We start from the raw sequence: 19,808 nt of genomic DNA, 5'->3' as shown, positions 1-19,808 counted from the left end.
GTCAGTGCGTGATCAGCTTGGCGCCGCCGGAGGTGACCTCCTTGGGCCACACCACCACCCACTTGCCGCCCTGGATCTGCTTGATGCGCATCAGGTCGTCGCCGAAGTTGCCGGTGCCGTCGAAGCGCAGCTTGCCTTGCAGCGTGTCGACCTTGTTCGCCTTCAGCCAGGTGCCGATCGCCTTGTCGTCCAGGCTCTTGGTCGCGACCACGCCGGCCTCGAGGATCTGCCACGCGGTGTACGAGGCAGCGGCCTGGGTCTCGACCGAGGTGTCGGTGAAGCCGGCCTTCGCGGCTCGCTCGGCGTAGAGCTTGACGAATTCGGCCGCGCCGAAGTTGGAAGTGAAAGGCGGCTGCGCCTCGAAGATCGTGGCCGAGAGCGCGTTCTTCGCATCCGGCGACGCGAGCAGCGGCCCGGGCGCGGGGTACAGGTAGAAGTGCTGCGGCGGCGAATAGTCGATCTTCTTCATCGCGTCGAGCAGCAGGTTGCCCTCCAGGCCGATGGCGCCGACCCACACGAAGTCGGGCTTGGCGTCCTTCACACGGTTGGCGATCGGGCCGAAGTCGCGGTTGCCGAAATCCCATTCGAGGAACAGCACCTCGGTCAGGCCGCGCTTCTTGATCACCTCGCGCGCACCCGCGCTCATGAACTGGATCGACGGGAACTTGCTGGTCACCACCGCCACCGTCTTCGGCGGCTTGGGCGAGGCGGCGAGCGCATCGAACAAGGTGTTGGGCACGGTGGTCGCGGGGTCGGAGCCGATCGACCAGGCCGGGAACTGCATGTCGTACTTGGCGAGCGAGGGAATGCCCAGCGTGTGGTGCACCAGCACCTTGTTGTAGCGCTGCGCCACGCCCATCGCCGAGAGGATCGCGCCGGTGGCGTAGGGCCCCATCAGCAGGTCGACCTTGTCGGCGGTGACGAGCTGCTCGTACAGCGTGCGCGCCAGGTCGGGCTTGGACTGGTCGTCCTTCACCACCCACTCCACCGGCCGGCCCAGCAGGCCGCCGCGCTTGTTGAGCTGCTCGATGTAGATGTCGCCCACCACCTTGTGGATCTGGGCCGTGGCCGAGAGCGGCCCGGTCAGCGCCAGCGTGCTGCCGATGCGGATCGGCGCACCCGTTGGCTGCTGTGCCATCGCGAAGCCGGCCGCGGCCAGTGCGATGGCGCCCACGGCGGTGCGCCGCCCGATGCCTCTGAGGTTCTGCGTCTTCATGGTTCCTGTCTCCTTTAGGTTCTTGTGAGCGAAACGAACGAAAGCTGTCAGTCGACTTGCGCGCCCGAGCGCTTGACCAGCCCGGCCCATTTGCCGAGCTCGGTCTTGTTGAAGGGCTGCATCTCCTCGGCGCGCATCGGCCGCGACTCGATGCCCTGGTCACGCAGGCGCGCCATCACATCGGGTTGCGCGAGCGCGGCGGCGCTGGCCGTGCGCAATTGCGTCAGCGTGGCGGCGGGCGTGGCGGCCGGCGCGTAGAGCATGAACCAGGCGACCAGGTCGAAGTCGGCGATGCCCTGCTCCATCAGCGTCGGCACATCGCTCGCCGCCGCGCTGCGCACCGCACCGCTGGAACCCAGCGCGCGCAGCTTGCCGGCCTTGATCTGCGGCATCACCGCGGCCGGGTGATAGAACATGAAGTCGACCTGCGACGAGATCACGCCCGTCAGCGCCATCGCGCCTTCCTTGAAGGGCACGTGGAGCATCTTGCCGCCCAGGCGCTGCGCCAGCAGCTCGCCCGCGAGGTGCCCCGAGGTGCCGTTGCCGGCCGAGGCGAAGGTCACGCCCTGCGGCCGCGCGGCGGCCTGGGCCAGGTCCTTCAGCGACTTGAGCGGCGACTCGGCCGCCACCACCAAGAGCGTGGGCGTATAGCCGATGAAGGCCACCGGCGCGAAGTCGCGCATCGGGTCGTAGGGCAGCTTGCTGAAGAGCGCGGCGTTGATGGCGTGCGTGCCCACCGTGCCCATCACCAGCGTGCGGCCGTCGGGCGCCGACTTGGCGACCATGTCGCTGCCGGTCGAGCCGCCCGCGCCCGCGCGGTTGTCGACGATCACCGTCTGCTGCAGCGCCTTGCCCAGCCCCTCGCCGACCACGCGCGCCACCGTGTCGGTGGTGGTGCCGGCGCCGAAGGGAACGACCATCTTGATCGGCCCCTTGTCTTGCGCCTGAGTCGTGCCCAGCATGAGCAGCACGCCCGCGGCGAGCAGGGTGCGCATCGTTGTCTTGATCGTCATCGCTTGTCTCCGTTGTCTCTATTTATCTACTTGCGTTTCAGCGCGGCACGTATCTCGTCGCTGTGCTCGCCCAGCATCGGCGGCGGCCGCACCTCGAGCGCGCGCTCGCCGTCGAAGCTGACCGGCGAACGCACCGTGCGAAACAGCCCCATCACCGGATGCTCGGCCGAGGTCATCAGCTGCAGGTGCTTGGCCTGCGGGTCTTCCAGCGCCTCGCTGGTGTCGTACATCGGCGCGTTGGGCACGTCCTCGCGCTGCAGGCGGCGGCACCATTCGTCGCGCGTCTGCGTGCGAAAGCGCTCGCCCAGCAGCGCGATCAGCGCCTCCTGGTTGTCGATGCGCGCGTCGCGGGTCGCGAAGCGCGGGTCCTGGAAGATGTCGGGCTGCTCGATCGCCACCGCCAGGCCTTGCCAGAACTTCTCCGGCGAGGACATGTGCAGCGCGATCCACTTGTCGTCCGCGCAGCGCAGCACGTAGGACTGCGACACGCTCGGCCGGCTGTACGGCCCCATCACCTCGTCGACCTGGAAGAAGTGCGTGAAGGCATCGAGGTTGAAATGCGCCATCGCCTCCAGCATCGACACCTCGACCTTGCGGCCGATGCCGGTGCGGCTGCGCTCGTACAAGGCGCCCAGCACGCCGTAGGCGGCGTAGAAGCCGGTCAGCGAATCAGCAATGGCAGGGCCGACCACACGCGGGTTCTCGGGGTTCACCAGCAGATTGAGAAACCCGCTCGCCGCCTGCGCCACCGTGTCGTAGGCCGGCCGGTTGGCCGCAGGCCCGGTGGCGCCGAAGCCGCTGATCGCCACGTAGATGAGCTTCGGGTTCAGCGCCTGCAGCCGCTCCGCGCCGACGCCCAGCTTCTCCGCCACGCCAGGCCGGAAGTTCTGGATGTAGACGTCGGCATCGGCAATCAGCGCGTCGAGCACTTCACGATCGGCGCTGTCCTTGGTATCGAGCGTGATGCTGCGCTTGTTGCGGTTGTAGGTCTGGTAGTGCGGGCTGTACAAGCCGTTCTTGAAGGCGCGGAAGGGGTCGCCCGTCTTCGGCTGCTCGACCTTGATCACGTCGGCCCCCAGGTCGCCCAGCAGCATGCCGGCCGCCGGCCCCGTGATGAAGGTGCCCTGCTCGATGACCTTGAGGCCTTTCAATACAGGGATCATTCGTGCTTCCCGAAGCCCGGAGGCAGCTCGCCGTCGTATTCCATCTCGCGCGTCGCCTGGTAGGAGAGCGCGAAGCCGATCGGCTGGCGGATCTCCTCGACCATGTGCGCGATCAGCCCCGCGGTGCGCGCAAGCATCGGCACGCCCTTGAGCCCTTCGACCGGAAAGCCAGCGCCCAGCAGCACCGAGGGGATCGCGCCCGACACGTTGAGCTTGAGCGGCTTGCCCAGCACCTCGGGCAGCAGCCTTTCGCATGCTTCCGCGATCTCGACGAAGCGCAGGTCGGTGCCCGCCGCCTTGGCCACGTCGAACAGCGCGCCCACGCGCGCGTCGCGCTCCTTGTGCAGCGGATGGCCGTAGCCGGGAATCGAACGGCCCGCCGCGCGCCAGGCCTTCATCACCGAAAGCGCCGCCTCGTCGAGCGCGGTGCCGGCCTGTACCTGCTCATCGATCTCGACGTACATGCGCCCCGCCGTCTCCGACGAGCCCAGGACCACCGAGCCGCAGCCGAGGATGCCCGCCGCCACCGCGCCCTGCATCGCATCGGGCGCCGCGGCGAAGGTCATGCGCGCGGCCTGCACGCTGGGCACCAGCCCGTGCTCGGCGATCGCGACCAGCGTGGCGTTGAGCACCGCGGCCTGGCCCGGTGTCGGCATCTCCCCGGTGAGCAGCAGGAAGAAATGGTCGACGAAGGAGAGCTTGCCGATCAGCTCCTTCGACAGGTCATGGCCGCGAATGACGATGGTGTGGGCGTCCGAAGTGCAGATGGACGTGCGCGGCACGGTGGCCTTGCCGATCTTCATAAGAATCCTTGCAAAAAAAGAAGAGAAGTGGAGTTCAGGCCGACACCGGCGCAAGCCGCACGTCGAAGCTCGCCGAGTGGTACGGCACGCGCATCTCGCGCCCGTCCACGGCCTTGCCCGGCGCATGCGTCTCGAAGTCGACCACCAGGCTGTCGCGCTTGCCGAAGACCGCGTCCTGGTCGATGTAGGGGCTGCCGCCCACGAACACCTGCGTCGTCAGCGTCACGTGGCCCGGCGCCGAGACCTGCAGGTGGATGTGGCCGGGGCGGTAGATGCTTCGCTCGGTGGCATGCATCATCTGGCCCACCGGGCCGTCGTCGGGAATCGGGTAGTAGGCCGGGCGGATCGACCAGAACCAGTAGCGCCCCTGCGCATCGGTGCGAAAGCGCCCGCGCGCGGCCATCGTCGGCTCGCTGCTGAGCTGCACGTCGTACTTGCCCTCGCCGTCGCCCGACCACACGTCGAGCAAGGCGCCTTCCAGCGGTGCGCCGTGCACATCAGTCACGCGACCCATGTAGAAGGTCGGCTCGCCGCGCGCGCTGCCGCTGATGTCGGCGCCCAGCGGCATGTCGGGCGCGCCGGGCCAGTAGAACGGTCCCTCCACCGTGGCCTCCGTCGCCTCGGTCGCGCCCTGCGCGCCGCCGCTGGCGCGCGCCTGATCCAGCGCCACCACCATCATCGACAGGCCCAGCGTGTCGGAGAGCAGGATGAACTCGGGCCGCTTGTCGGTCGAGATCTGCCCGGTGGCTTCGAGAAACTTCATCGCCGCCAGCCACTCGTCGGGCTTCAGGTCGACCTCGCGCGCGAAGGCGTGGATGTGCTTGACCAGCGCGCTCATCAGCTCGCGCAGGCGCGGGTCGGGCGTCGCCGCAAAAGCCTCGAGCACGTCCTGCGTGATGCTGTCCTGGTTGTAGTCCGCCATGTCTTGTCTCCTGGTTCTGGCCGGACGATAGGCCGCGCAGGTGGCCGCGACAAATGATGAATTTCCATGGATATGATCGATGGCATCGATCATTCGCGGGGGTTTGTATGGAGATGAGGCATCTGCGCTACTTCGTCGCGCTGGCCGATTGCCTGAGCTTCACGCGCGCGGCCGAGCGCGTGCACGTGACCCAGTCGACCCTTTCGCACCAGATCAAGCAGCTCGAGGACGAGCTGGGCCAGCCGCTCTTCGAGCGCATCGGCAAGAAGGTGGTGACCACCGAGGCCGGCGAGCTGCTGCGCGGCTACGCCTCGCGCGCATTGAAGGAGGTGGACCAGGGCGTGGCGCTGCTCAAGCCCGGCGCCGGCAACCTCACGGGCAAGGTGCGCATAGGCGCCACGCACACCTTCAACATCGGCCTCATCCCCGAATGCGTGGCGCAGTTCCTCGCGCGCCATCCGACCGTGCGCATCAGCGTGGAGGAACTCGCCGCGGAAGTGATCGCCGCACGGCTTAGGGACGGCGAGATGGACCTCGGCATCTCCTACCGACCGCAGGACTCGGCCGGCCTGTGGTTCGAGCCGCTCTACAACGAGGAGATGGTGCTGGTCGTCTCCACTCACCATCCGCTCGCCGGCCGCAAGCGCATCCGTATGGTGGAGCTGCACCGGCAAGACCTGGTGCTCGTCTCATCCGCCTTCTCGACCCGCACCATGCTCGACGAGTGCTTCCACGCCTGCGGCGCCGAGCCGACCGTGGTGGCCGAGATGTCGACCGTGGCGCCGATGCTCGCGCTGGTGGCGCGCACGATGATCGGCTCGATCGTGGCGATCAACGCGGTGCCGGAGGCGATGGCGGGGCTGAAGGTGATTCCGCTGGAGAGCCCGACGCCGATACGCACGCCAGGGATCTTGTGGCGGCTGAAGGAGGCGAAGCCGGCTGCCGTGCAGTCGTTTGCTGTGATATTGAGGAAGACGGCGTTGAGTAACAGCCTCAGGCGCGAAGGGCCGGGGTAAGGGAGGCTGCCGGTGACGAGCTAGGATGGAATCCCTTTGCTTCTCGATTGGGATGACGTGCGGCAGGCTCTAGTGCGATTCCGCCCCGGCGCGCTTACTCCGGCAAGGGGTTTGCAAGGCGCTTGTATTCGTTGCGCTTCATGGCGAGATAGTCGTCCCGCTCCACTTCGTGCAGTTGCCGCGCATAGCGCTCTGTGCTGTCGAACCATGCCGCGAGGCGCGGCGCCAGTTGTTTGGGGGCGTCCATGTAGGCGTCGATGGCGAGGTAGTAGCGCATGGTGTTGCGCTCCACCACGCCGCGCACGCCGCCCACGTATTCCGGCTGGCCCGCCGAGTCCTTGCCCATCGCGGTGAATCCCACCTTGTCTGCGCCGATGGTCGCGAGGTAGCCCCGCATCGCGATGCGCGCTGCCACCCCGTAGGCATAGGCGTAGCCGAGATGAATGAAGGTCTTGCCGTTGCCGAGCGGCGTCGCCTCGAGTTCGATGCGGTAGTCGCGGGTGGACAGCGGCCCCTTGTCGGCGCTCAATCGCACGCTGAGGTAGTCGTCGGTGATGGTCGGCGGCTGCCAGACGAAGTTGACGCGCTGCGCCTCCGAAAGCGGCTGGTCGAATTTGCGGCCGACCGAGACGACGAGTGTCCTGGCACTTTCTGTCCCGCGCACCACACAGTACTTGGTGTTGAGGTGCAGCATCAGCACATCGCACCAGACGCCGGGCTGGCTCAACGAACTGTTCACCTGGTCGACCGGGTGATTCAACACCGCGAAGATATCGCCGCTCAATTGACCGGCGGCTTCCGTCGATTCGAGCACCAGCGGTCGCGCAAAGGCGTTCTGGTCGAACTGCGACTGAACGGCGTCATATTTGGCCCGCAAGGCAGCGGCGCTTCCGAGCTGTGCCTGCGCCTGGGCGAGCACCGGCAGGATCAGGAGCCAGACCCACAGCGCCAGGCGGCGAAGTGTTGTCGCGCGTTTCATGATGTTTCACATTGTCATCCCGCATCGGGAGCCTGGCTAGTTGTTGAGTTGCAATAGGTTGTTCGCGCTGGGTCATCGCATGATCAGGTGACCAGCGATTCGGCCGCGAGCCGGTCTTCCAGGCGCTGCCGGTCAGCCAGGAGCCGTCCAGCCACCAAGGTCACCACCTCGAATCCAAAGGCCGGGTTCTGGAAATAGAGCGACTTGAAAGTCATCTCGTCCATCTGCAGCACGGTGCAGTTCGTGGCGCAGCGGGCGGTCAGCGTGCGTTGCTTGTCAGGCGCAAAGAACCCAATCTCGCCGAACAAGCGGCCAGGCTCCATGGTCTGCCCGATCTCGACAAACTCGATCTGCCCTTCAGCGAGGAAGTACAGGCGCTTTGCCGCATCGCCTTTGCGGAACAGGATTGCATCTTTCTTCAGTCGCCGCCGGCGCATGTAGGGGCGCAGCCAGACGCCGGAAAAGTCGCTCGACGCCGCCGCGACCTGCACGCGGCGCGTGAGGCGGACCATCTGGGCTGCGCGGAAAATGTTGATCGGCAGCAGTGCGCCGTGCAGGAGCACCAGGATCAGCGACGGATGCAGCGCGCCGTAGATCAGAAAGCCCAGGTTGCCGCCGATCGCAAGGCAGCGCAGGGGGATCATGGTCTTTACGAAGGAACTCACGATCACCAGCGTGCCGGCGGCCCCAGCCGAGCAGAGCGCAACGATGCCGGACGGAGTGGCCAAGGCCGAGGTCAAGCCGGCAACCGCGGTGTCGAACAGTGCGAGCGTTGACATGAGCTTTCCCTCTCGGTGCGGTCCTGGACGGTGTGATGATGAACGAACTGAGCGTTGGTGGACGTTCAATTGCAATCCGAACTCACCCCGAGCTCTTCACACCCACTGCTGCAGCCACTTGAGGCCGAACGCGCCGGGAGCCAGGATGCCGGTCGCCCACACGATAGCTGAAGCGATGTTGGCAATCTGAAACGTAGACGCGGGCATTTCGCAGATGCCTGCCACCAATGGCACAGACGCGCGAAGGGGGCCGAGGAAGCGCCCGAAAAATACGCCGACCACTCCCCAGCGCTCGAAGAGCCTATGACCGCGCGGGATCAGGTCCGGATGGCGAGACAGGGGCCAGTGGTTGCCGACATTGCTCTTCAGCCGTCCGCCGATCCAGAAGGACAACCAGTCCCCCAGGACGGCCCCGACGACGGCCGCGCACCACAGCGGCCAGAACGCAATGCCGCTCCCCCCGATGAGCCAGCCGACACCAAACAAGATCACGGTCGCCGGCAACAACAGGGAAATGAACGCCAACGATTCCCCGAAGGCGAGGGCCAGCACGATAGGAGCGCCCCAGGCCTCATGCACTCGGATGAAGGCGATGGTTGCCTGAGTGATTTCGTCAAGACTCATTGGCCGCACGGCACCGCGAATACCTCGACCGGTGATGCCTTGCCAATCTGGTCGCTTCGCAGCTTGACGTTCTTCGTCGCCATTCTCAGACTTCCTTCTGCCTCTCAATGTCTGGTCTTGGCCGCGCCCTGCCTTCAGCCCGACACGGCGGCCAGCGCCGCGTTGAACGTTGCGCTCGGCCGCATCACCGCATCGGTCTTGCGCACATCCGGCAGGTAGTACCCGCCGATGTCGGCCGGCTTGCCTTGCACGGCGGCGAGCTCGTCCACGACCTTCTGCTCGTTGGCGGCCAGGGCATCGGCGAGCGGCTTGAAATGGGCGGCCAGTTCCTTGTCTTCGGTCTGCTCGGTCATGGCCTGGGCCCAGTAGAGCGCCAGGTAGAAGTGGCTGCCGCGATTGTCGAGCTGACCGGTCTTGGGCGAGGGGCCCTTGTTGTTGTCCAGCAGCTTGCCGGTGGCGGTGTCGAGTGACTTGGCCAGCAACTTGGCCTTGGCGTTGCCGGTCTTGATGCCCAGTTCCTCCAGGCTCACGGCCAGCGCGAGGAACTCGCCCAGCGAATCCCAGCGCAGGTGGTTCTCCTCCACCAGCTGCTGCACGTGCTTGGGTGCCGAGCCGCCGGCGCCCGTTTCGTACATGCCCCCGCCAGCCATCAGAGGGACGATGGACAGCATCTTGGCCGAGGTGCCCAGCTCCATGATGGGGAACAGGTCGGTCAGGTAGTCGCGCAGGATGTTGCCGGTGGCGCTGATGGTGTCCAGCCCGCGGATCACGCGCTCCAGCGTGTAGCGCATGGCGCGCACCTGGCTCATGATCTGGATGTCCAGTCCGGCGGTGTCGTGCTCGTGCAGGTACATCTTGACCTTGGTGATGAGCTGCGCCTCATGTGGGCGGTAGGCGTCGAGCCAGAACACCACCGGCATACCCGAGTTGCGCGCGCGCGTGACGGCGAGCTTGACCCAGTCGCGGATGGCGGCGTCCTTGACCTGGCACATGCGCCAGATGTCGCCCGCTTCCACGTTCTGGCTGAGCAGCACCTCACCCGTATCGAGATCGGTGATGTTGGCCACGCCGTCCTCGGGGATCTCGAAGGTCTTGTCGTGTGAGCCGTATTCCTCGGCCTGCTGCGCCATCAAGCCGACGTTGGGCACGGTGCCCATGGTCTTGGGGTCGAAGGCGCCGTGCCACTTGCAGAAGTTGATGATCTCCTGGTAAATGCGGGCAAAGGTGCTCTCGGGCATCACGGCCTTCACGTCCTTCAGCCGGCCGTCGGCACCGTACATCTTGCCGCCGTTGCGGATCATCGCGGGCATGGAGGCGTCCACGATCACGTCGTTGGGCGAATGGAAGTTGGTGATGCCCTTGGCGGAATCCACCATCGCCAGCTCGGGGCGATGCTCGTGGCAGGCGTGCAAGTCGCGCCTGATCTCATCCTGCGTACTTTCAGGCAGCGTGGCGATCTTGTTGTACAGGTCGACCATGCCGTTGTTGACGTTCACGCCCAACTCCTCGAACAGCTTGGCGTGCTTTTCGAAGGCGTCGCGATAGAAGATCTTGACGCAGTGGCCGAACACGATGGGGTGCGACACCTTCATCATGGTGGCCTTCACGTGCAGCGAGAACATCACGCCTGTCTTGTGCGCGTCCTGGATCTGCCGCTCGTAGAAATCGAGCAGGGCCTTCTTGCTCATGAACATCGAGTCGATCACCTCGCGCTCGAGCAGCGAAACCTTCGGCTTGAGCACGATGGCCTTGCCGCTCTTGGTGATCAGTTCCAATTTCACGTCGCGTGCCTTGTGCAGCGTCATCGACTTCTCGCCGTGGTAGAAGTCGCCGTGGTGCATGTGCGAGACGTGCGAGCGCGACGCCTGACTCCACTCGGCCATGTGATGCGGGTTCTTGCGCGCAAATTCCTTCACTGCCTTGGGCGCGCGGCGATCGGAGTTGCCCTCCCGCAGCACCGGGTTCACCGCGCTGCCGATGCACTTGTTGTAGCGCGCGCGGATCTCTTTCTCCTCGTCCGTCTTCGGGCTCTCGGGGAAATCGGGAACCTTGTAGCCCTTGTCCTGCAGTTCCCTGATGGCGGCCTTCAGCTGGGCCACCGAGGCGCTGATGTTGGGCAGCTTGATGATGTTCGCTGCGGGCCGCAGCGTCAGCTTGCCCAGCTCTGCTAGGTTGTCCGGCATCCGCTGCGTTTCGGTCAGCACCTCAGGAAACTGCCCCAGGATGCGGGCCGCCACCGAGATGTCGCTGGTGGCGACGTCGATGCCCGCCGGCGCGGCGAAAGCTTGGATGATGGGCAGCAGCGAGGCCGTGGCCAAGCGCGGCGCCTCGTCGGTGAGGGTGTAGATGATCTGGGAGTTTCCGGCGGTCATGGTGGCTTTCGGGCGGGCTGAACAACAACGCAATGCCACGAGATTGACTGCGTGGCGAACGGGCCCAAACTTTAACAAGTTTGAGGCGCGGCGCGCACGGCATTGTGGGGGCTTGGGCCGTGGCTCGCCGGTGCCGGGCAACTGTTGAGGCGCCGCCGTTCAAGCCGGTGTATAGGCCAGGTTCACGGTGGTGAAGAACTCCTGCGCATGACTCGCCTGACCGCGCCCGCGGCGATAGCGTGAAGGTGCTTGGTCAAGAGGACGGCCGCAACTTCAGAGAGGTGAGCAACAACGATGGCCCGCTGCGGATAGCTCGTCTTGAGCACGCCACCGACCGACCGGTCTTGGGTGAATTCTGCGGCGTCACGGCCTTCCTGACCATCCCCGAGTGCCTTGCGCAGATCCGCGATATGAACTCTGAGATTGCCGTCCACGACGACGTTTCGCGGCCAGACTCTTTGAACAATCTTGGCGTTGCTTGCGAACCTGCCGGCGTTCTCTACCAACAACAACAGGATCTCGAGCGCACGGCTGCCGAGTCGCACCGGCCGCCCCGCATCCTGGAGGATGTGTGTGGTGGGCGACAGACTGAACGGACCGAAGTGGATCAGATCCTCCGAAGAGGTGCCGGCGGGCGCGTGACGCCGTTGCAGCGGGCTGAGGGCATCGGCCGATTCGACGGGCCACATTCTCACGTTGCTCATCTCGGTTTCTCCGTGACGCCCGCATCGCCGTTTGATACGGGCAGAAACGCAATCAAACCTCAGCCATCGGACATTGCCGTGGAAGCGAAGCGGACGCTCGCATCACCGCATCGAACGTCCGCCCGCTACGTATTTCCCCTCACGGGCTGGTCAGATTCCGATCAGTGGCAAGGCAGGACCATTCGCGCCGGTCAGCAACTGCCACACCGGAGACAAACATCCCATGATTGATCGAAACCTCGCCCGAGGGCTCTTCCTCATCGCGATCTCGCTGGCCTTCGGGCTCCAGTCCCTGCGCTACCCGATCGGCGATTTCAGCCGCGCGGGGCCGGGCCTCTTCCCTGCCCTGGTCAGCTCCCTGCTGTTCCTCGTCGGCCTGGCGACGGTGATCCGTTCGCGTTTTGTCGAACGCGTGCACCTGGACCTCAACCTCAAGAACATTGCCATCATCCTCACGAGCCTCTGCGGACTGGCCGTGATCTCGATGTACGTGAACATGATCGCGGGCATCGTCTTCATGGTGTTCTGCTCCACCCTGGCCGGCACCTCCTACTCATGGGTGCGCAACGTCAAGATCGCCGCCGGCCTGGTCACGATGGCCCTGGTCCTCCAGAAACTGCTCGGCCTGAACCTGCCGCTCTACTGATGGACGTCCTGCACAACCTGGCGTTCGGCTTCTCGCACGCCCTCACCCTCCAGAACCTGATGTTCTGCGCCCTCGGCTGCACCGTGGGCACGCTCGTCGGCCTGCTGCCCGGCCTGGGCCCGCTGGCCACCATCAGCCTGCTGCTGCCGCTGACCTATTCCATCCCCACGGGTGGCGCGCTCATCATGCTGGCCGGCATCTACTACGGCGCGCAATACGGCGACAGCGTGAGCGCCATCACGATGAAGATCCCGCACGCCAGCAGCATCGTGGCCTGCATCGACGGCTACGCGATGACGCTCAAGGGCAAGACCGGCCTGGCCCTGTTCACCGCCGGCGTCTCCAGCTTCATCGGCGGCACGATCGCCATCGTGGTGCTCGCATGGCTGGCGCCCGTGCTCGGCGAAGTGGCCTTCCTCTTCGGCCCTGCGGACTACTGCGCCATGATGATGGTCGGCTTCGTGTGCGTGAGCTTCGTCACCACGGGCAGCCTGCTCAATGGCCTTGCCATGTGCCTGATCGGCGTGCTGCTCGGCCAGATCGGCACCGACGTGAATAGCGGCACCGCGCGCTTCACCATGGACCTGCCCTTCCTGATGGACGGCGTCGGCATTGTGAGCATCGCGCTCGGCTGCTTCGGCATCGCCGAGATCACCAAGAACCTCGACGCCCGCGAGGAGCGCTCGCCTTTCAACGGCAAGATCAACCTGATCCCGACGTGGGCCGAGTTCAAGCGGATCATCCCCAGCGCCTTGCGCGGCGGCGCGATCGGCTCCTTCCTGGGCATCCTGCCCGGCGGCGGCCCCACCATCGCGCAGTTTGCCGCGTATGCGATCGACAAGAAGGTCAGCAAGTACAAGCACGAGATCGGCACCGGCTGCATCGAGGGCGTGGCCGGCCAGGCCGCGGCCGACGAAGCGGCAGCGCGCACCAGCTTCATCCCGCTGATGAGCATCGGCATCCCCGAGAACGCGGTGATGGCGCTGATGATGGCCGCCTTCGTCATCAAGGGCATCCAGCCCGGGCCGAACATGATCGCCAGCCACCCCGACCTGTTCTGGGGCCTGGTGGCCAGCATGTGGGTGGGCAACGTCTTCCTGCTCGTGCTGAACGTGCCGCTGGTGCGCTACTGGCTGTCGGTGTTCAAGATCCCGTACAGCGTGCTGTTCCCGTCCATCCTGTTCTTCTGCTGCATCGGCACCTACAGCGTGAACAACAGCATGGAAGACATCTTCATCACGGCTGCGTTCGGCTTCGTCGGCTACATGTTCATGCGGCTGGAGCTGGATGCCGCCCCGCTCATGCTCGGCTTCATCCTCGGCCCCATGCTGGAAGAGAACTTCCGCCGCTCGCTGCTCCTGAGCCGCGGGAGTTTCACCATGTTCTTCACCCGGCCCATCAGCGGCACCTTGCTTGCGTTGATCGGCGTGTTCGTCGCGTGGCAGGTGGTGGCGTTTGTGTTCCATGCGCGCAAGCGGGGTGTGCTCCAGCAGCCGGTTGCGTAGTGGACTTTGAATCGAGAAAGCTGGTAAGCATGTCGTGCGTTCAGTCGTCTTCGTGCTGCTGCTTCCTCCACATCAACAACGAGGCGCAAGACGAGGCATTTCACTCAACGCCCGCGTCGAGAGTCATGCCTGGTGACGAAGCGCTCGTAGAGCAACTGCAGCGTCGCGGCCAGCGGACCGCCGATGCCTGAGCCAGTAGGCGACCAGTGGAGTGCGCTGTCTTCCAACGGCAGCACGCAACGGATCAATCCCTCGATGGACATGCCTTCGCGGGCGCGCACCTCGGAACACCGGGCGGCATCGATAGCGTCGAGGCACGCCTGCAGGCGCGTCATGCGGGCGAGAAAGATCTCGGTTTCCAGAGACGGAAAGGCACCCTTGGCGCGGCGGTAGTCGGTGTTGAACTTCGCCGCAACGCAGGGCGCATCGCACGAGGCGACAACGACACCGACGTTGATGAACTCGGCCGTGCCGACGTCGTGCACGTAGCGAAGGACTCTGTAGGTGTAAGGGCCTTCCATCACTCGATCGTGGACGAGCGCCAATGCGTTTGCTCTACGAATAACGTAGACAAGCTACGGGACCAAAACCTCAACTAAAGTTGAGGCCGAGAGGTCCCGATGAAATCCAAGCCAGAACCCATAGATCGTTCCGCCACGCTTTCCGTCGGCGAGGTCGCGCAACGCAGCGGCGTCCCGGTCTCCACCCTTCATTTCTACGAATCCAAAGGCCTCATCGCGAGCCATCGGGCGCCGAGCAACCACCGTCGCTATGCGCGTGAGGTGCTCCGGCGTGTGGCGTTCATCCGTGTCGCGCAGCGGGTGGGCATCGCGTTGGCCGACATCTCCGATGCCCTGGCGACCCTCCCCACCTCGGCGGCGCCCAGCCGCGCGGACTGGGCGCGGCTTTCCGGCGGCTGGCGCGCGGAGCTGGACGAGCGCATGGCTCAGCTCAAGAAGCTGCGCGACACCTTGGACGACTGCATCGGCTGCGGCTGCCTGTCCATCGACCGCTGCCGGCTGCGCAACCCTGGCGACAAGCTGGCATCGCAAGGACCCGGCGCACGCCGCCTGGTGGTCATCCAGCGCGCGGAGGGCTGAGGGCCTGCTGTCACCCCGCGTCGATGGGGAGCAGCAGCGACATCAGCTCGCTCTTCTCTACCGAGTTCATCGCGCGCGCCAGCCGGCCGAGCTGGGCCTGGTAGCAAGGCAACATCAACGCCGCGGTCAGCGCGTGGACATCGTTGTTCCGCGTGAGATGGTCACTGCACGCGGCAATGCTGCGATGGATTTCGAGCGCGTGCGCGACGCGGCCTGAGGGTTGGGAATCACAGTTCATGCGCCGCACTGTGATCCCTCAACCTAACTTGAGGTCAAGCGGAAATTTAATCAGGAGGCAAGAAAACAGAGCCCGCCACGTCGTGGTGGCTGGCCGCCGCACTTCGAGCTCAGGCGGCTGCCGGGCACCGGTCGCCGATGCAGTGCGAAACCGTAAGGCCACGCTGACCGAGAAGCGCGGCGAGGAATGCGACGCCACCGGCCACGACTGAAGCCCAGAATCCCTGGCCAGGGCCGAATGCGTCGATGACCCAGCCGGAGGCGAACGAGCCGATGGCCATGCCGATGCCGATCCCGGTCATCACCCAGGTGATGCCTTCGGTGAGCTTGGCGGCCGGGACGAGCCGTTCGACCAGGCCGAAGGCCGTGATGAAGGTTGGCGAGATCGCTGCGCCGCTGATGAACAGGGCGAGTGCCAGCATTGGAACGTTGCCTACGAACAGCAGCGGCACGGTCGTCGCCGCCGCGATGGCGATCGCGATAGCGAATTGGCGCGAAAGCGGCATTCTGGGCTTCAAGGCGCCGAACACCAGGCCGACGAACATGGAGCCGAGGGCATAGCCGCCAAGCACCAGACTGGCCGCGGCCGCGTTGCCGAATTCGGCCGTGAGCGCAATGACGGTCACCTCCGCCGTACCGAAGATCGCGCCGATGGCCACCATCGCAAAGGTCAGGATCTGGACCGGGCGCAGTTTGATGGTCGGCGCGCCGCCGCTCTTGGCCGTCGGCTGCACCTTGGGCTCGGTACCCTTCTGCAGGATGAAGGCTGCGGAGCCGACGGCCAGGAACAGGGTCGAGGCGAGCGGGCCGGCCTCCGGGAACAGGGAGACGCTGAGACCGACGGCCAGGGCCGATCCCGATATATAGACAAGCTCGTCTGCGACCGACTCGAAGGCGAAGGCCGTGTTGAGCTGGGGTGTGTCGCGGTACAGCTGCGTCCACCGCGCCCGGACCATGGCCGGCATGCTGGGCATCGCGGCGGCGAGCAGCGCGAATGCGAACAGCGTCCAAACCGGCCCGCCGAAATGCGTCGCGACCAACAGACCGATGAAGCCCGCCACCGAAAGCGTCGTCGCCGGCGTCAGGATGCGACGTTGGCCGAGCCGGTCCACGAGACGGGAAATCTGCGGCGCGACGAGCGCGTTGGTCAGCGCGAACGTGGCGGCGACCGCACCCGCGAGCCCATACGCGCCGTGCGTCTGGGACAGCATGGCGACGATGCCGATCGTGGACATGGCAACCGGCAGGCGGGCGATGAAGCCGGCCGCCGCAAAGCCCTTGGCTCCCGGCGGCTTGAAGATCTCGCTGTAGAGGTTGAGCATCGGGAAACACCTCGCAAATGAGCAGTGGCACAATGACATACGCAGTGTATGTCAAAAACATACGCCGCGTATATGAAAGGAGTAGCAATGGCACACAGACCGCGCAAGGAGATGCTTGCCGAGACACGGGCAAAGCTCGTGGATGCGGCGCGCCAGGCGTTCGGCTCGGTCGGCTACGCGGCCGCGTCGATGGACGACTTCACGGCCGCAGCCGGTCTGACGCGTGGCGCCCTCTATCACCATTTCGGTGACAAGAAGGGGCTGCTTCAGGCGGTCATCGCCGAGATCGACGACGAGATGTCGCAACGTCTGCGCGCCATCGCTGCCAAGGCGAAGGACCCGTGGCGCGGCTTCGTCGATGAAAACATCGCCTACATCGAGATGGCCCTGGAGCCCGAGATCCGGCGCATCGTCATGCGCGACGGCCCCGCGGTGCTCGGTGATCCCTCGACCTGGGCGAGCCAGAGCGAATGCAACCGCTCGATGACCGAGAGCCTCAAGGCGCTGAAGAAAGACGGCTACATCATCGACGTCGATCCGGAGAGTGCCGCCCGTCTGCTCAGCGGCGCCGCGCTGCACGCGGCCCAATGGATCGCCAATGCGGACGATCCGGCGGCCACGTCGAAGCGCGCGGTGAAGGCGTTCAAGGCGTTGCTGAACGGGCTTCTCGTCGAGGGCGCGAAAACGTCGCGGCGGCGGGTCAGTACCTGAGCTTCGGATACCAGTCGGTCCCGCGCCCGTCCGGCGTCAAATCCAGCACGGACCAGAGCGAGGACGTGCTGACGGTGGCGGAGTTTCTTCGCAGTGCTATTCAAACCGTATCTCGGCCACCGTCGGTGCATCCGGTCCCTTGGTACTTGCATTCGCGATAGCGCCGTCTTTCGTGAACCAGTAGCGGCAACCGGTTCGCAAGATCATCGTTACGCACATCAAGCCATCGGCGTTGAGGATCCACGTGCCCGACGCGCTACCGGGGCCACTTCGGTTGACGAAGTCGACGTGGCCGTCCGAATGGAATTCCCAGCGCGAGATCATTCCGGTCGCAAGATTGTTTGAAACGATGGCCCTGCCAATCAAGGTTCTCTCGATCTCGTCCTTGCTCAGAAAGACGCGATCCTGGGCTGGCACCGGCTCTTCGGAGATGGCGGGCATGGCAGCGATGGCCGCGATGCACAACGGCATGCGGACGATGCAACGGGTGAACATGACGGCCCTCGGCGCCCATTCATAGGGGTTACACAGCAGTAACCAGAAAGTGCTACTTTTCTGCGTTCCAGGGGCGACCGATGCACGCGAATCCAGCCTGCTCTGTCCAGCGACCGCGGTGCTCTCTTCGAGCCCGTGAACGTCAGGCGGCTTCCGTGATGCCAGCTGGCCAGAAATGCGTAAGGACACGATCTGTGCTCCGGTTGCCTCTCTGCGAGTGGCCGAGAGACGGCGTGAGATCACTTTGCCGGCCCCTTCGACGTCGCATGTACTCCGGATGTAAGCAACAAACATCGTCCTCCGACCGTTGTGCCGAAAGTGCAATCTCTCGTCCGCACTGCTCCTACGTCGCGCATCCCTCGGCGCTGACACGCGAGCGCTGGCGCTGTCGGGAGGATTTGTTCGCTGTCTCTGCAGTTTCAAGCGAAGGGACTTTGATGAATCCGAAGAACCCCGATGACGCGACCCCAACCGTCGCGGATGAAGCCAGTGCCGTTGTTGACGACGAGCAGGTGATATCGAAAACGCTGCCTTGCACACCGATACCGGTGGGCGCAGCGCCACTCAAGGCCCATGTCGATCGAGCGCTGGGCGTGACGCGCGAATTCGTGATCGAGCAGCCCGTGCGAGCGGTGCTGATCGCTGCTGCCGCAGGTGCTGCGCTGTCCGCCTTGGCGAGCGTCTGGTTGCGCGACGACCTGGATCGCTAGAGCTGAACCTCGGTGATCTTCGCGCCGTGGAGCGAAACGCCGGCCTCCAGGCCCACATTGGTCAACACGAAGCCGACCACCGGTTGGCGGATCGTGTTGGTATCGATTCTGCCGTTGGCCCCGATGGTCGCGGCGGCTACCGTGGCGTCCGCCCCAGCCGTCCAGCCCTTGCTGTTGCGGAACTTGTCCAGCGCTTCCTGGGTGGTGAACAGATAGATCATTGCCTTCGACTGCGCGCCGGCCTGGAAGCCGATCGAGCCCGCCGTCGTGCTGTAGTAGGCCTGGGTGCGGCCGCCGACGCGCAGCGCGCCCCGGCCGTACTCGGCGCCGATCCCCAGCTTCGCGCCAACCACCGACGGGAACACCAGCACGCCCCTGGACTTGGCCACCAGCTCGCGTGAATCCGGTACGGCGTCGTAAAGCTTGGACAGGGAGGCGTCGACCTGCGCGTCGATGGACGTCCGCGAAGAAGCGGTGCTTGCACGGTCGTCGGGACGTGTCGTGGTGCAGCCGACGAAGGCAATGCTGCAGGCGGCAAGAGCTGCCGCGGTGCAGAAGGTTCGGAGATTGATGGCGTTCATGGCTCGCTCCTTTCCAGCATCAAAAGTGCGAGCCTTGATTCCTGATGGTGCAAGCCTGTTGCGCATGAAGGTGTAGGACGACCCTCCACGCGGGCATGCGTTGAGACGGCGCAACGTCATTCCGCGCCTCGACCGCTGTCACGGTCATCCCGGGCCATGCGCGCGACCTCTTCGGCGAAGGCCATGAGTTCGTTCGACAGCGTCTCGCCGGGCGCCAGCACACCGAAGCGCTCGGCCAGGGCCTGGTAAACCGCCCGCTGGGACGCCAAGCCGGGTGGAAGTGGAATATTGGGGTTTTCGGGCATCGTGGGCTCCTGTGGAGTGGTCAAACTTTCTTCGCGCGCTCGCCTGGCGCGGGCTTCTACGCTTGATTGGATACGAGCCATTCATCCACGCAAGCCCCGAACAGCGCGATGTTCTCGTCGACTTCGTCGTGCAGGAACCGTCGCGCTCCGGCCTGGGCCGCCGTGTCGGCAGCTATCCAGGCTTCCTGCGCATCGACGCTCGCGGGAGGATCGGAAGCGCCCCACACCTGCGCGAAGATCGCGAGGGTTTCGGCGGCCGACAGATCGACCCAGATCATTCCTACCTTGGAGAGGATGCCCGGGCCGTCGCTCAGATCGATGCCGGTGAGTACGTGGCCGCCCTCTTCGACGATCACCGGGCTCAGGCCACCGCGCAGCATGACGCGCAGCAAATCTCTCGGCTCGGCGCGGCGAATCCACTCGTCCGCTCGCCGGACCAACTGCGCGGCGATGTCTGCCTTGTCGGGATGCGCGTGCTTCAGCATGTCGTTGCGATGGCGGGCGGGTCCTTTCCCATTTGCCTGCGTTCCATGGTGCATATCGCGCGCTCGATGACCGGTAGGCAAAGCTGCTTGCGCTTCGAAGTCCTGTTCCTGCAAACAGGC

At 65.2% G+C, this 19,808-nt stretch carries 23 protein-coding genes; 6 read left to right on the top strand and 17 right to left on the bottom strand.

All coding sequences use genetic code 11. The annotated features are described in order from the left end of the window. Position 1 precedes the first annotated feature (1 nt). The 5 genes from ACSQ9I_RS30250 to ACSQ9I_RS30230 are packed head-to-tail and all read right to left on the bottom strand — an operon-like array spanning position 2 to position 5,117. Positions 2-1,216: an amino acid ABC transporter substrate-binding protein gene (locus ACSQ9I_RS30250; protein ID WP_436310195.1), complete on the bottom strand. Its 1,215-nt coding sequence runs from the start codon at positions 1,214-1,216 to the stop codon at positions 2-4. Between the two features lie 47 nt (positions 1,217-1,263). Further along, a complete protein-coding gene (locus tag ACSQ9I_RS30245) occupies positions 1,264-2,229 on the bottom strand; it encodes a Bug family tripartite tricarboxylate transporter substrate binding protein (protein WP_436315639.1) in 966 nt (321 codons plus the stop codon). A gap of 26 nt (positions 2,230-2,255) precedes the next feature. Next, a complete protein-coding gene (locus ACSQ9I_RS30240; RefSeq protein ID WP_093107183.1) occupies positions 2,256-3,392 on the bottom strand; it encodes a CaiB/BaiF CoA transferase family protein in 1,137 nt (378 codons plus the stop codon). Beyond that, positions 3,389-4,195, bottom strand: coding sequence for a citryl-CoA lyase (locus tag ACSQ9I_RS30235; RefSeq protein ID WP_436315638.1), 807 nt, complete (start codon positions 4,193-4,195; stop codon positions 3,389-3,391). The genes ACSQ9I_RS30240 and ACSQ9I_RS30235 overlap by 4 nt, the downstream gene beginning before the upstream one ends. 34 nt (positions 4,196-4,229) lie before the next feature. Next, on the bottom strand, positions 4,230-5,117 hold the full coding sequence (locus tag ACSQ9I_RS30230; protein ID WP_436315637.1) for a dioxygenase: 888 nt from the start codon (positions 5,115-5,117) through the stop codon (positions 4,230-4,232). A gap of 107 nt (positions 5,118-5,224) precedes the next feature. Between ACSQ9I_RS30230 and ACSQ9I_RS30225 the strand changes: the two genes are divergently transcribed. Beyond that, a complete protein-coding gene (locus tag ACSQ9I_RS30225) occupies positions 5,225-6,133 on the top strand; it encodes a LysR substrate-binding domain-containing protein (RefSeq protein ID WP_093107189.1) in 909 nt (302 codons plus the stop codon). A 94-nt stretch (positions 6,134-6,227) separates the two neighbouring features. Here the strand turns inward: ACSQ9I_RS30225 and ACSQ9I_RS30220 are convergent, their stop codons facing one another. The 5 genes from ACSQ9I_RS30220 to ACSQ9I_RS30200 all read right to left on the bottom strand — a co-directional run bounded on the left by ACSQ9I_RS30220 (position 6,228) and on the right by ACSQ9I_RS30200 (position 11,591). After that, the gene (locus tag ACSQ9I_RS30220; RefSeq protein WP_436315636.1) at positions 6,228-7,112 is read right to left on the bottom strand and encodes a hypothetical protein; all 885 of its coding nucleotides are present in this window, start codon (positions 7,110-7,112) and stop codon (positions 6,228-6,230) included. An 83-nt stretch (positions 7,113-7,195) separates the two neighbouring features. Continuing rightward, complete coding sequence (locus ACSQ9I_RS30215) at positions 7,196-7,891, bottom strand: Crp/Fnr family transcriptional regulator (protein WP_093107193.1); 696 nt, start codon at positions 7,889-7,891, stop codon at positions 7,196-7,198. A 96-nt stretch (positions 7,892-7,987) separates the two neighbouring features. After that, complete coding sequence (locus tag ACSQ9I_RS30210) at positions 7,988-8,515, bottom strand: DedA family protein (RefSeq protein WP_436315635.1); 528 nt, start codon at positions 8,513-8,515, stop codon at positions 7,988-7,990. Positions 8,516-8,649: 134 nt separating this feature from the next. Next, positions 8,650-10,887 carry an NADP-dependent isocitrate dehydrogenase gene (locus tag ACSQ9I_RS30205; protein WP_436315634.1) on the bottom strand — a complete coding sequence of 746 codons (2,238 nt, stop codon included), beginning with the start codon at positions 10,885-10,887 and terminating at the stop codon, positions 8,650-8,652. A 182-nt stretch (positions 10,888-11,069) separates the two neighbouring features. Continuing rightward, positions 11,070-11,591 (bottom strand): winged helix-turn-helix domain-containing protein, encoded by a 522-nt coding sequence (locus ACSQ9I_RS30200; RefSeq protein ID WP_436315633.1) that lies wholly within the window; start codon positions 11,589-11,591, stop codon positions 11,070-11,072. Between the two features lie 223 nt (positions 11,592-11,814). Here ACSQ9I_RS30200 and ACSQ9I_RS30195 point away from each other — a divergent pair, with 223 nt between their 5' ends. Continuing rightward, on the top strand, positions 11,815-12,237 hold the full coding sequence (locus tag ACSQ9I_RS30195) for a tripartite tricarboxylate transporter TctB family protein (protein ID WP_170855599.1): 423 nt from the start codon (positions 11,815-11,817) through the stop codon (positions 12,235-12,237). After that, positions 12,237-13,742 (top strand): tripartite tricarboxylate transporter permease, encoded by a 1,506-nt coding sequence (locus ACSQ9I_RS30190; protein ID WP_436315632.1) that lies wholly within the window; start codon positions 12,237-12,239, stop codon positions 13,740-13,742. Before ACSQ9I_RS30195 ends, ACSQ9I_RS30190 begins: the two co-directional genes overlap by 1 nt. Positions 13,743-13,846: 104 nt before the next feature. On the opposite strand, the gene ACSQ9I_RS30185 is transcribed toward ACSQ9I_RS30190, so the two are convergent. Further along, positions 13,847-14,263, bottom strand: a complete 417-nt coding sequence (locus ACSQ9I_RS30185) for a DUF3037 domain-containing protein (protein WP_436315631.1) — start codon at positions 14,261-14,263, stop codon at positions 13,847-13,849. Positions 14,264-14,362: 99 nt separating this feature from the next. On the opposite strand from ACSQ9I_RS30185, the gene soxR reads away from it, so the two are divergent. Then, on the top strand, positions 14,363-14,842 hold the full coding sequence (gene soxR / locus ACSQ9I_RS30180; RefSeq protein ID WP_436315630.1) for a redox-sensitive transcriptional activator SoxR: 480 nt from the start codon (positions 14,363-14,365) through the stop codon (positions 14,840-14,842). A gap of 10 nt (positions 14,843-14,852) precedes the next feature. Here soxR and ACSQ9I_RS30175 read toward each other — a convergent pair whose 3' ends face one another. Next, positions 14,853-15,080 carry a hypothetical protein gene (locus ACSQ9I_RS30175; protein ID WP_093107207.1) on the bottom strand — a complete coding sequence of 76 codons (228 nt, stop codon included), beginning with the start codon at positions 15,078-15,080 and terminating at the stop codon, positions 14,853-14,855. A 109-nt stretch (positions 15,081-15,189) separates the two neighbouring features. Then, the gene (locus tag ACSQ9I_RS30170; protein WP_436315629.1) at positions 15,190-16,401 is read right to left on the bottom strand and encodes an MFS transporter; all 1,212 of its coding nucleotides are present in this window, start codon (positions 16,399-16,401) and stop codon (positions 15,190-15,192) included. Positions 16,402-16,488: 87 nt separating this feature from the next. Here ACSQ9I_RS30170 and ACSQ9I_RS30165 point away from each other — a divergent pair, with 87 nt between their 5' ends. Next, positions 16,489-17,112, top strand: coding sequence for a TetR/AcrR family transcriptional regulator (locus ACSQ9I_RS30165; protein WP_436315627.1), 624 nt, complete (start codon positions 16,489-16,491; stop codon positions 17,110-17,112). A gap of 96 nt (positions 17,113-17,208) precedes the next feature. On the opposite strand, the gene ACSQ9I_RS30160 is transcribed toward ACSQ9I_RS30165, so the two are convergent. Continuing rightward, positions 17,209-17,607 carry a hypothetical protein gene (locus tag ACSQ9I_RS30160; protein WP_436315626.1) on the bottom strand — a complete coding sequence of 133 codons (399 nt, stop codon included), beginning with the start codon at positions 17,605-17,607 and terminating at the stop codon, positions 17,209-17,211. 437 nt (positions 17,608-18,044) lie between these two features. Here ACSQ9I_RS30160 and ACSQ9I_RS30155 point away from each other — a divergent pair, with 437 nt between their 5' ends. Further along, entirely contained in the window at positions 18,045-18,317 is a 273-nt protein-coding gene (locus ACSQ9I_RS30155) for a hypothetical protein (protein WP_139191689.1), read from the top strand. On the opposite strand, the gene ACSQ9I_RS30150 is transcribed toward ACSQ9I_RS30155, so the two are convergent. From ACSQ9I_RS30150 to ACSQ9I_RS30140, 3 genes are all read right to left on the bottom strand, one after another. Beyond that, on the bottom strand, positions 18,314-18,898 hold the full coding sequence (locus ACSQ9I_RS30150; protein ID WP_093107215.1) for a BPSL1445 family SYLF domain-containing lipoprotein: 585 nt from the start codon (positions 18,896-18,898) through the stop codon (positions 18,314-18,316). The genes ACSQ9I_RS30155 and ACSQ9I_RS30150 overlap by 4 nt on opposite strands. A 116-nt stretch (positions 18,899-19,014) precedes the next feature. Further along, a complete protein-coding gene (locus tag ACSQ9I_RS30145; protein ID WP_436315625.1) occupies positions 19,015-19,203 on the bottom strand; it encodes an aminoglycoside phosphotransferase in 189 nt (62 codons plus the stop codon). 56 nt (positions 19,204-19,259) lie between these two features. Continuing rightward, the gene (locus tag ACSQ9I_RS30140) at positions 19,260-19,802 is read right to left on the bottom strand and encodes a hypothetical protein (protein ID WP_436315624.1); all 543 of its coding nucleotides are present in this window, start codon (positions 19,800-19,802) and stop codon (positions 19,260-19,262) included. Positions 19,803-19,808: the final 6 nt, after the last annotated feature.

The organism is Variovorax sp. LjRoot84 (assembly GCF_964254305.1).
GTDB lineage: Bacteria > Pseudomonadota > Gammaproteobacteria > Burkholderiales > Burkholderiaceae_C > Variovorax.
Note: the sequence above shows the minus strand (reverse complement) of the source record. Positions and strands in the feature narration are given on the sequence as shown.

What these genes read in the sequence shown, in the direction of transcription:
- ACSQ9I_RS30245 (WP_436315639.1), bottom strand. Translation starts at nt 2,229, where the DNA reads ATGACGATCAAGACAACGATGCGCACCCTGCTCGCCGCGGGCGTGCTG.
- ACSQ9I_RS30215 (WP_093107193.1), bottom strand. Translation starts at nt 7,891, where the DNA reads ATGTCAACGCTCGCACTGTTCGACACCGCGGTTGCCGGCTTGACCTCG.
- ACSQ9I_RS30165 (WP_436315627.1), top strand. Translation starts at nt 16,489, where the DNA reads ATGGCACACAGACCGCGCAAGGAGATGCTTGCCGAGACACGGGCAAAG.
- ACSQ9I_RS30230 (WP_436315637.1), bottom strand. Translation starts at nt 5,117, where the DNA reads ATGGCGGACTACAACCAGGACAGCATCACGCAGGACGTGCTCGAGGCT.
- ACSQ9I_RS30205 (WP_436315634.1), bottom strand. Translation starts at nt 10,887, where the DNA reads ATGACCGCCGGAAACTCCCAGATCATCTACACCCTCACCGACGAGGCG.
- ACSQ9I_RS30240 (WP_093107183.1), bottom strand. Translation starts at nt 3,392, where the DNA reads ATGATCCCTGTATTGAAAGGCCTCAAGGTCATCGAGCAGGGCACCTTC.
- ACSQ9I_RS30150 (WP_093107215.1), bottom strand. Translation starts at nt 18,898, where the DNA reads ATGAACGCCATCAATCTCCGAACCTTCTGCACCGCGGCAGCTCTTGCC.
- ACSQ9I_RS30200 (WP_436315633.1), bottom strand. Translation starts at nt 11,591, where the DNA reads ATGAGCAACGTGAGAATGTGGCCCGTCGAATCGGCCGATGCCCTCAGC.
- ACSQ9I_RS30195 (WP_170855599.1), top strand. Translation starts at nt 11,815, where the DNA reads ATGATTGATCGAAACCTCGCCCGAGGGCTCTTCCTCATCGCGATCTCG.
- ACSQ9I_RS30155 (WP_139191689.1), top strand. Translation starts at nt 18,045, where the DNA reads ATGAATCCGAAGAACCCCGATGACGCGACCCCAACCGTCGCGGATGAA.
- ACSQ9I_RS30170 (WP_436315629.1), bottom strand. Translation starts at nt 16,401, where the DNA reads ATGCTCAACCTCTACAGCGAGATCTTCAAGCCGCCGGGAGCCAAGGGC.
- ACSQ9I_RS30220 (WP_436315636.1), bottom strand. Translation starts at nt 7,112, where the DNA reads ATGAAACGCGCGACAACACTTCGCCGCCTGGCGCTGTGGGTCTGGCTC.
- ACSQ9I_RS30145 (WP_436315625.1), bottom strand. Translation starts at nt 19,203, where the DNA reads ATGCCCGAAAACCCCAATATTCCACTTCCACCCGGCTTGGCGTCCCAG.
- ACSQ9I_RS30210 (WP_436315635.1), bottom strand. Translation starts at nt 8,515, where the DNA reads ATGAGTCTTGACGAAATCACTCAGGCAACCATCGCCTTCATCCGAGTG.
- ACSQ9I_RS30175 (WP_093107207.1), bottom strand. Translation starts at nt 15,080, where the DNA reads ATGAACTGTGATTCCCAACCCTCAGGCCGCGTCGCGCACGCGCTCGAA.
- ACSQ9I_RS30250 (WP_436310195.1), bottom strand. Translation starts at nt 1,216, where the DNA reads ATGAAGACGCAGAACCTCAGAGGCATCGGGCGGCGCACCGCCGTGGGC.
- ACSQ9I_RS30160 (WP_436315626.1), bottom strand. Translation starts at nt 17,607, where the DNA reads ATGTTCACCCGTTGCATCGTCCGCATGCCGTTGTGCATCGCGGCCATC.
- ACSQ9I_RS30235 (WP_436315638.1), bottom strand. Translation starts at nt 4,195, where the DNA reads ATGAAGATCGGCAAGGCCACCGTGCCGCGCACGTCCATCTGCACTTCG.
- soxR (WP_436315630.1), top strand. Translation starts at nt 14,363, where the DNA reads ATGAAATCCAAGCCAGAACCCATAGATCGTTCCGCCACGCTTTCCGTC.
- ACSQ9I_RS30185 (WP_436315631.1), bottom strand. Translation starts at nt 14,263, where the DNA reads ATGGAAGGCCCTTACACCTACAGAGTCCTTCGCTACGTGCACGACGTC.
- ACSQ9I_RS30190 (WP_436315632.1), top strand. Translation starts at nt 12,237, where the DNA reads ATGGACGTCCTGCACAACCTGGCGTTCGGCTTCTCGCACGCCCTCACC.
- ACSQ9I_RS30225 (WP_093107189.1), top strand. Translation starts at nt 5,225, where the DNA reads ATGGAGATGAGGCATCTGCGCTACTTCGTCGCGCTGGCCGATTGCCTG.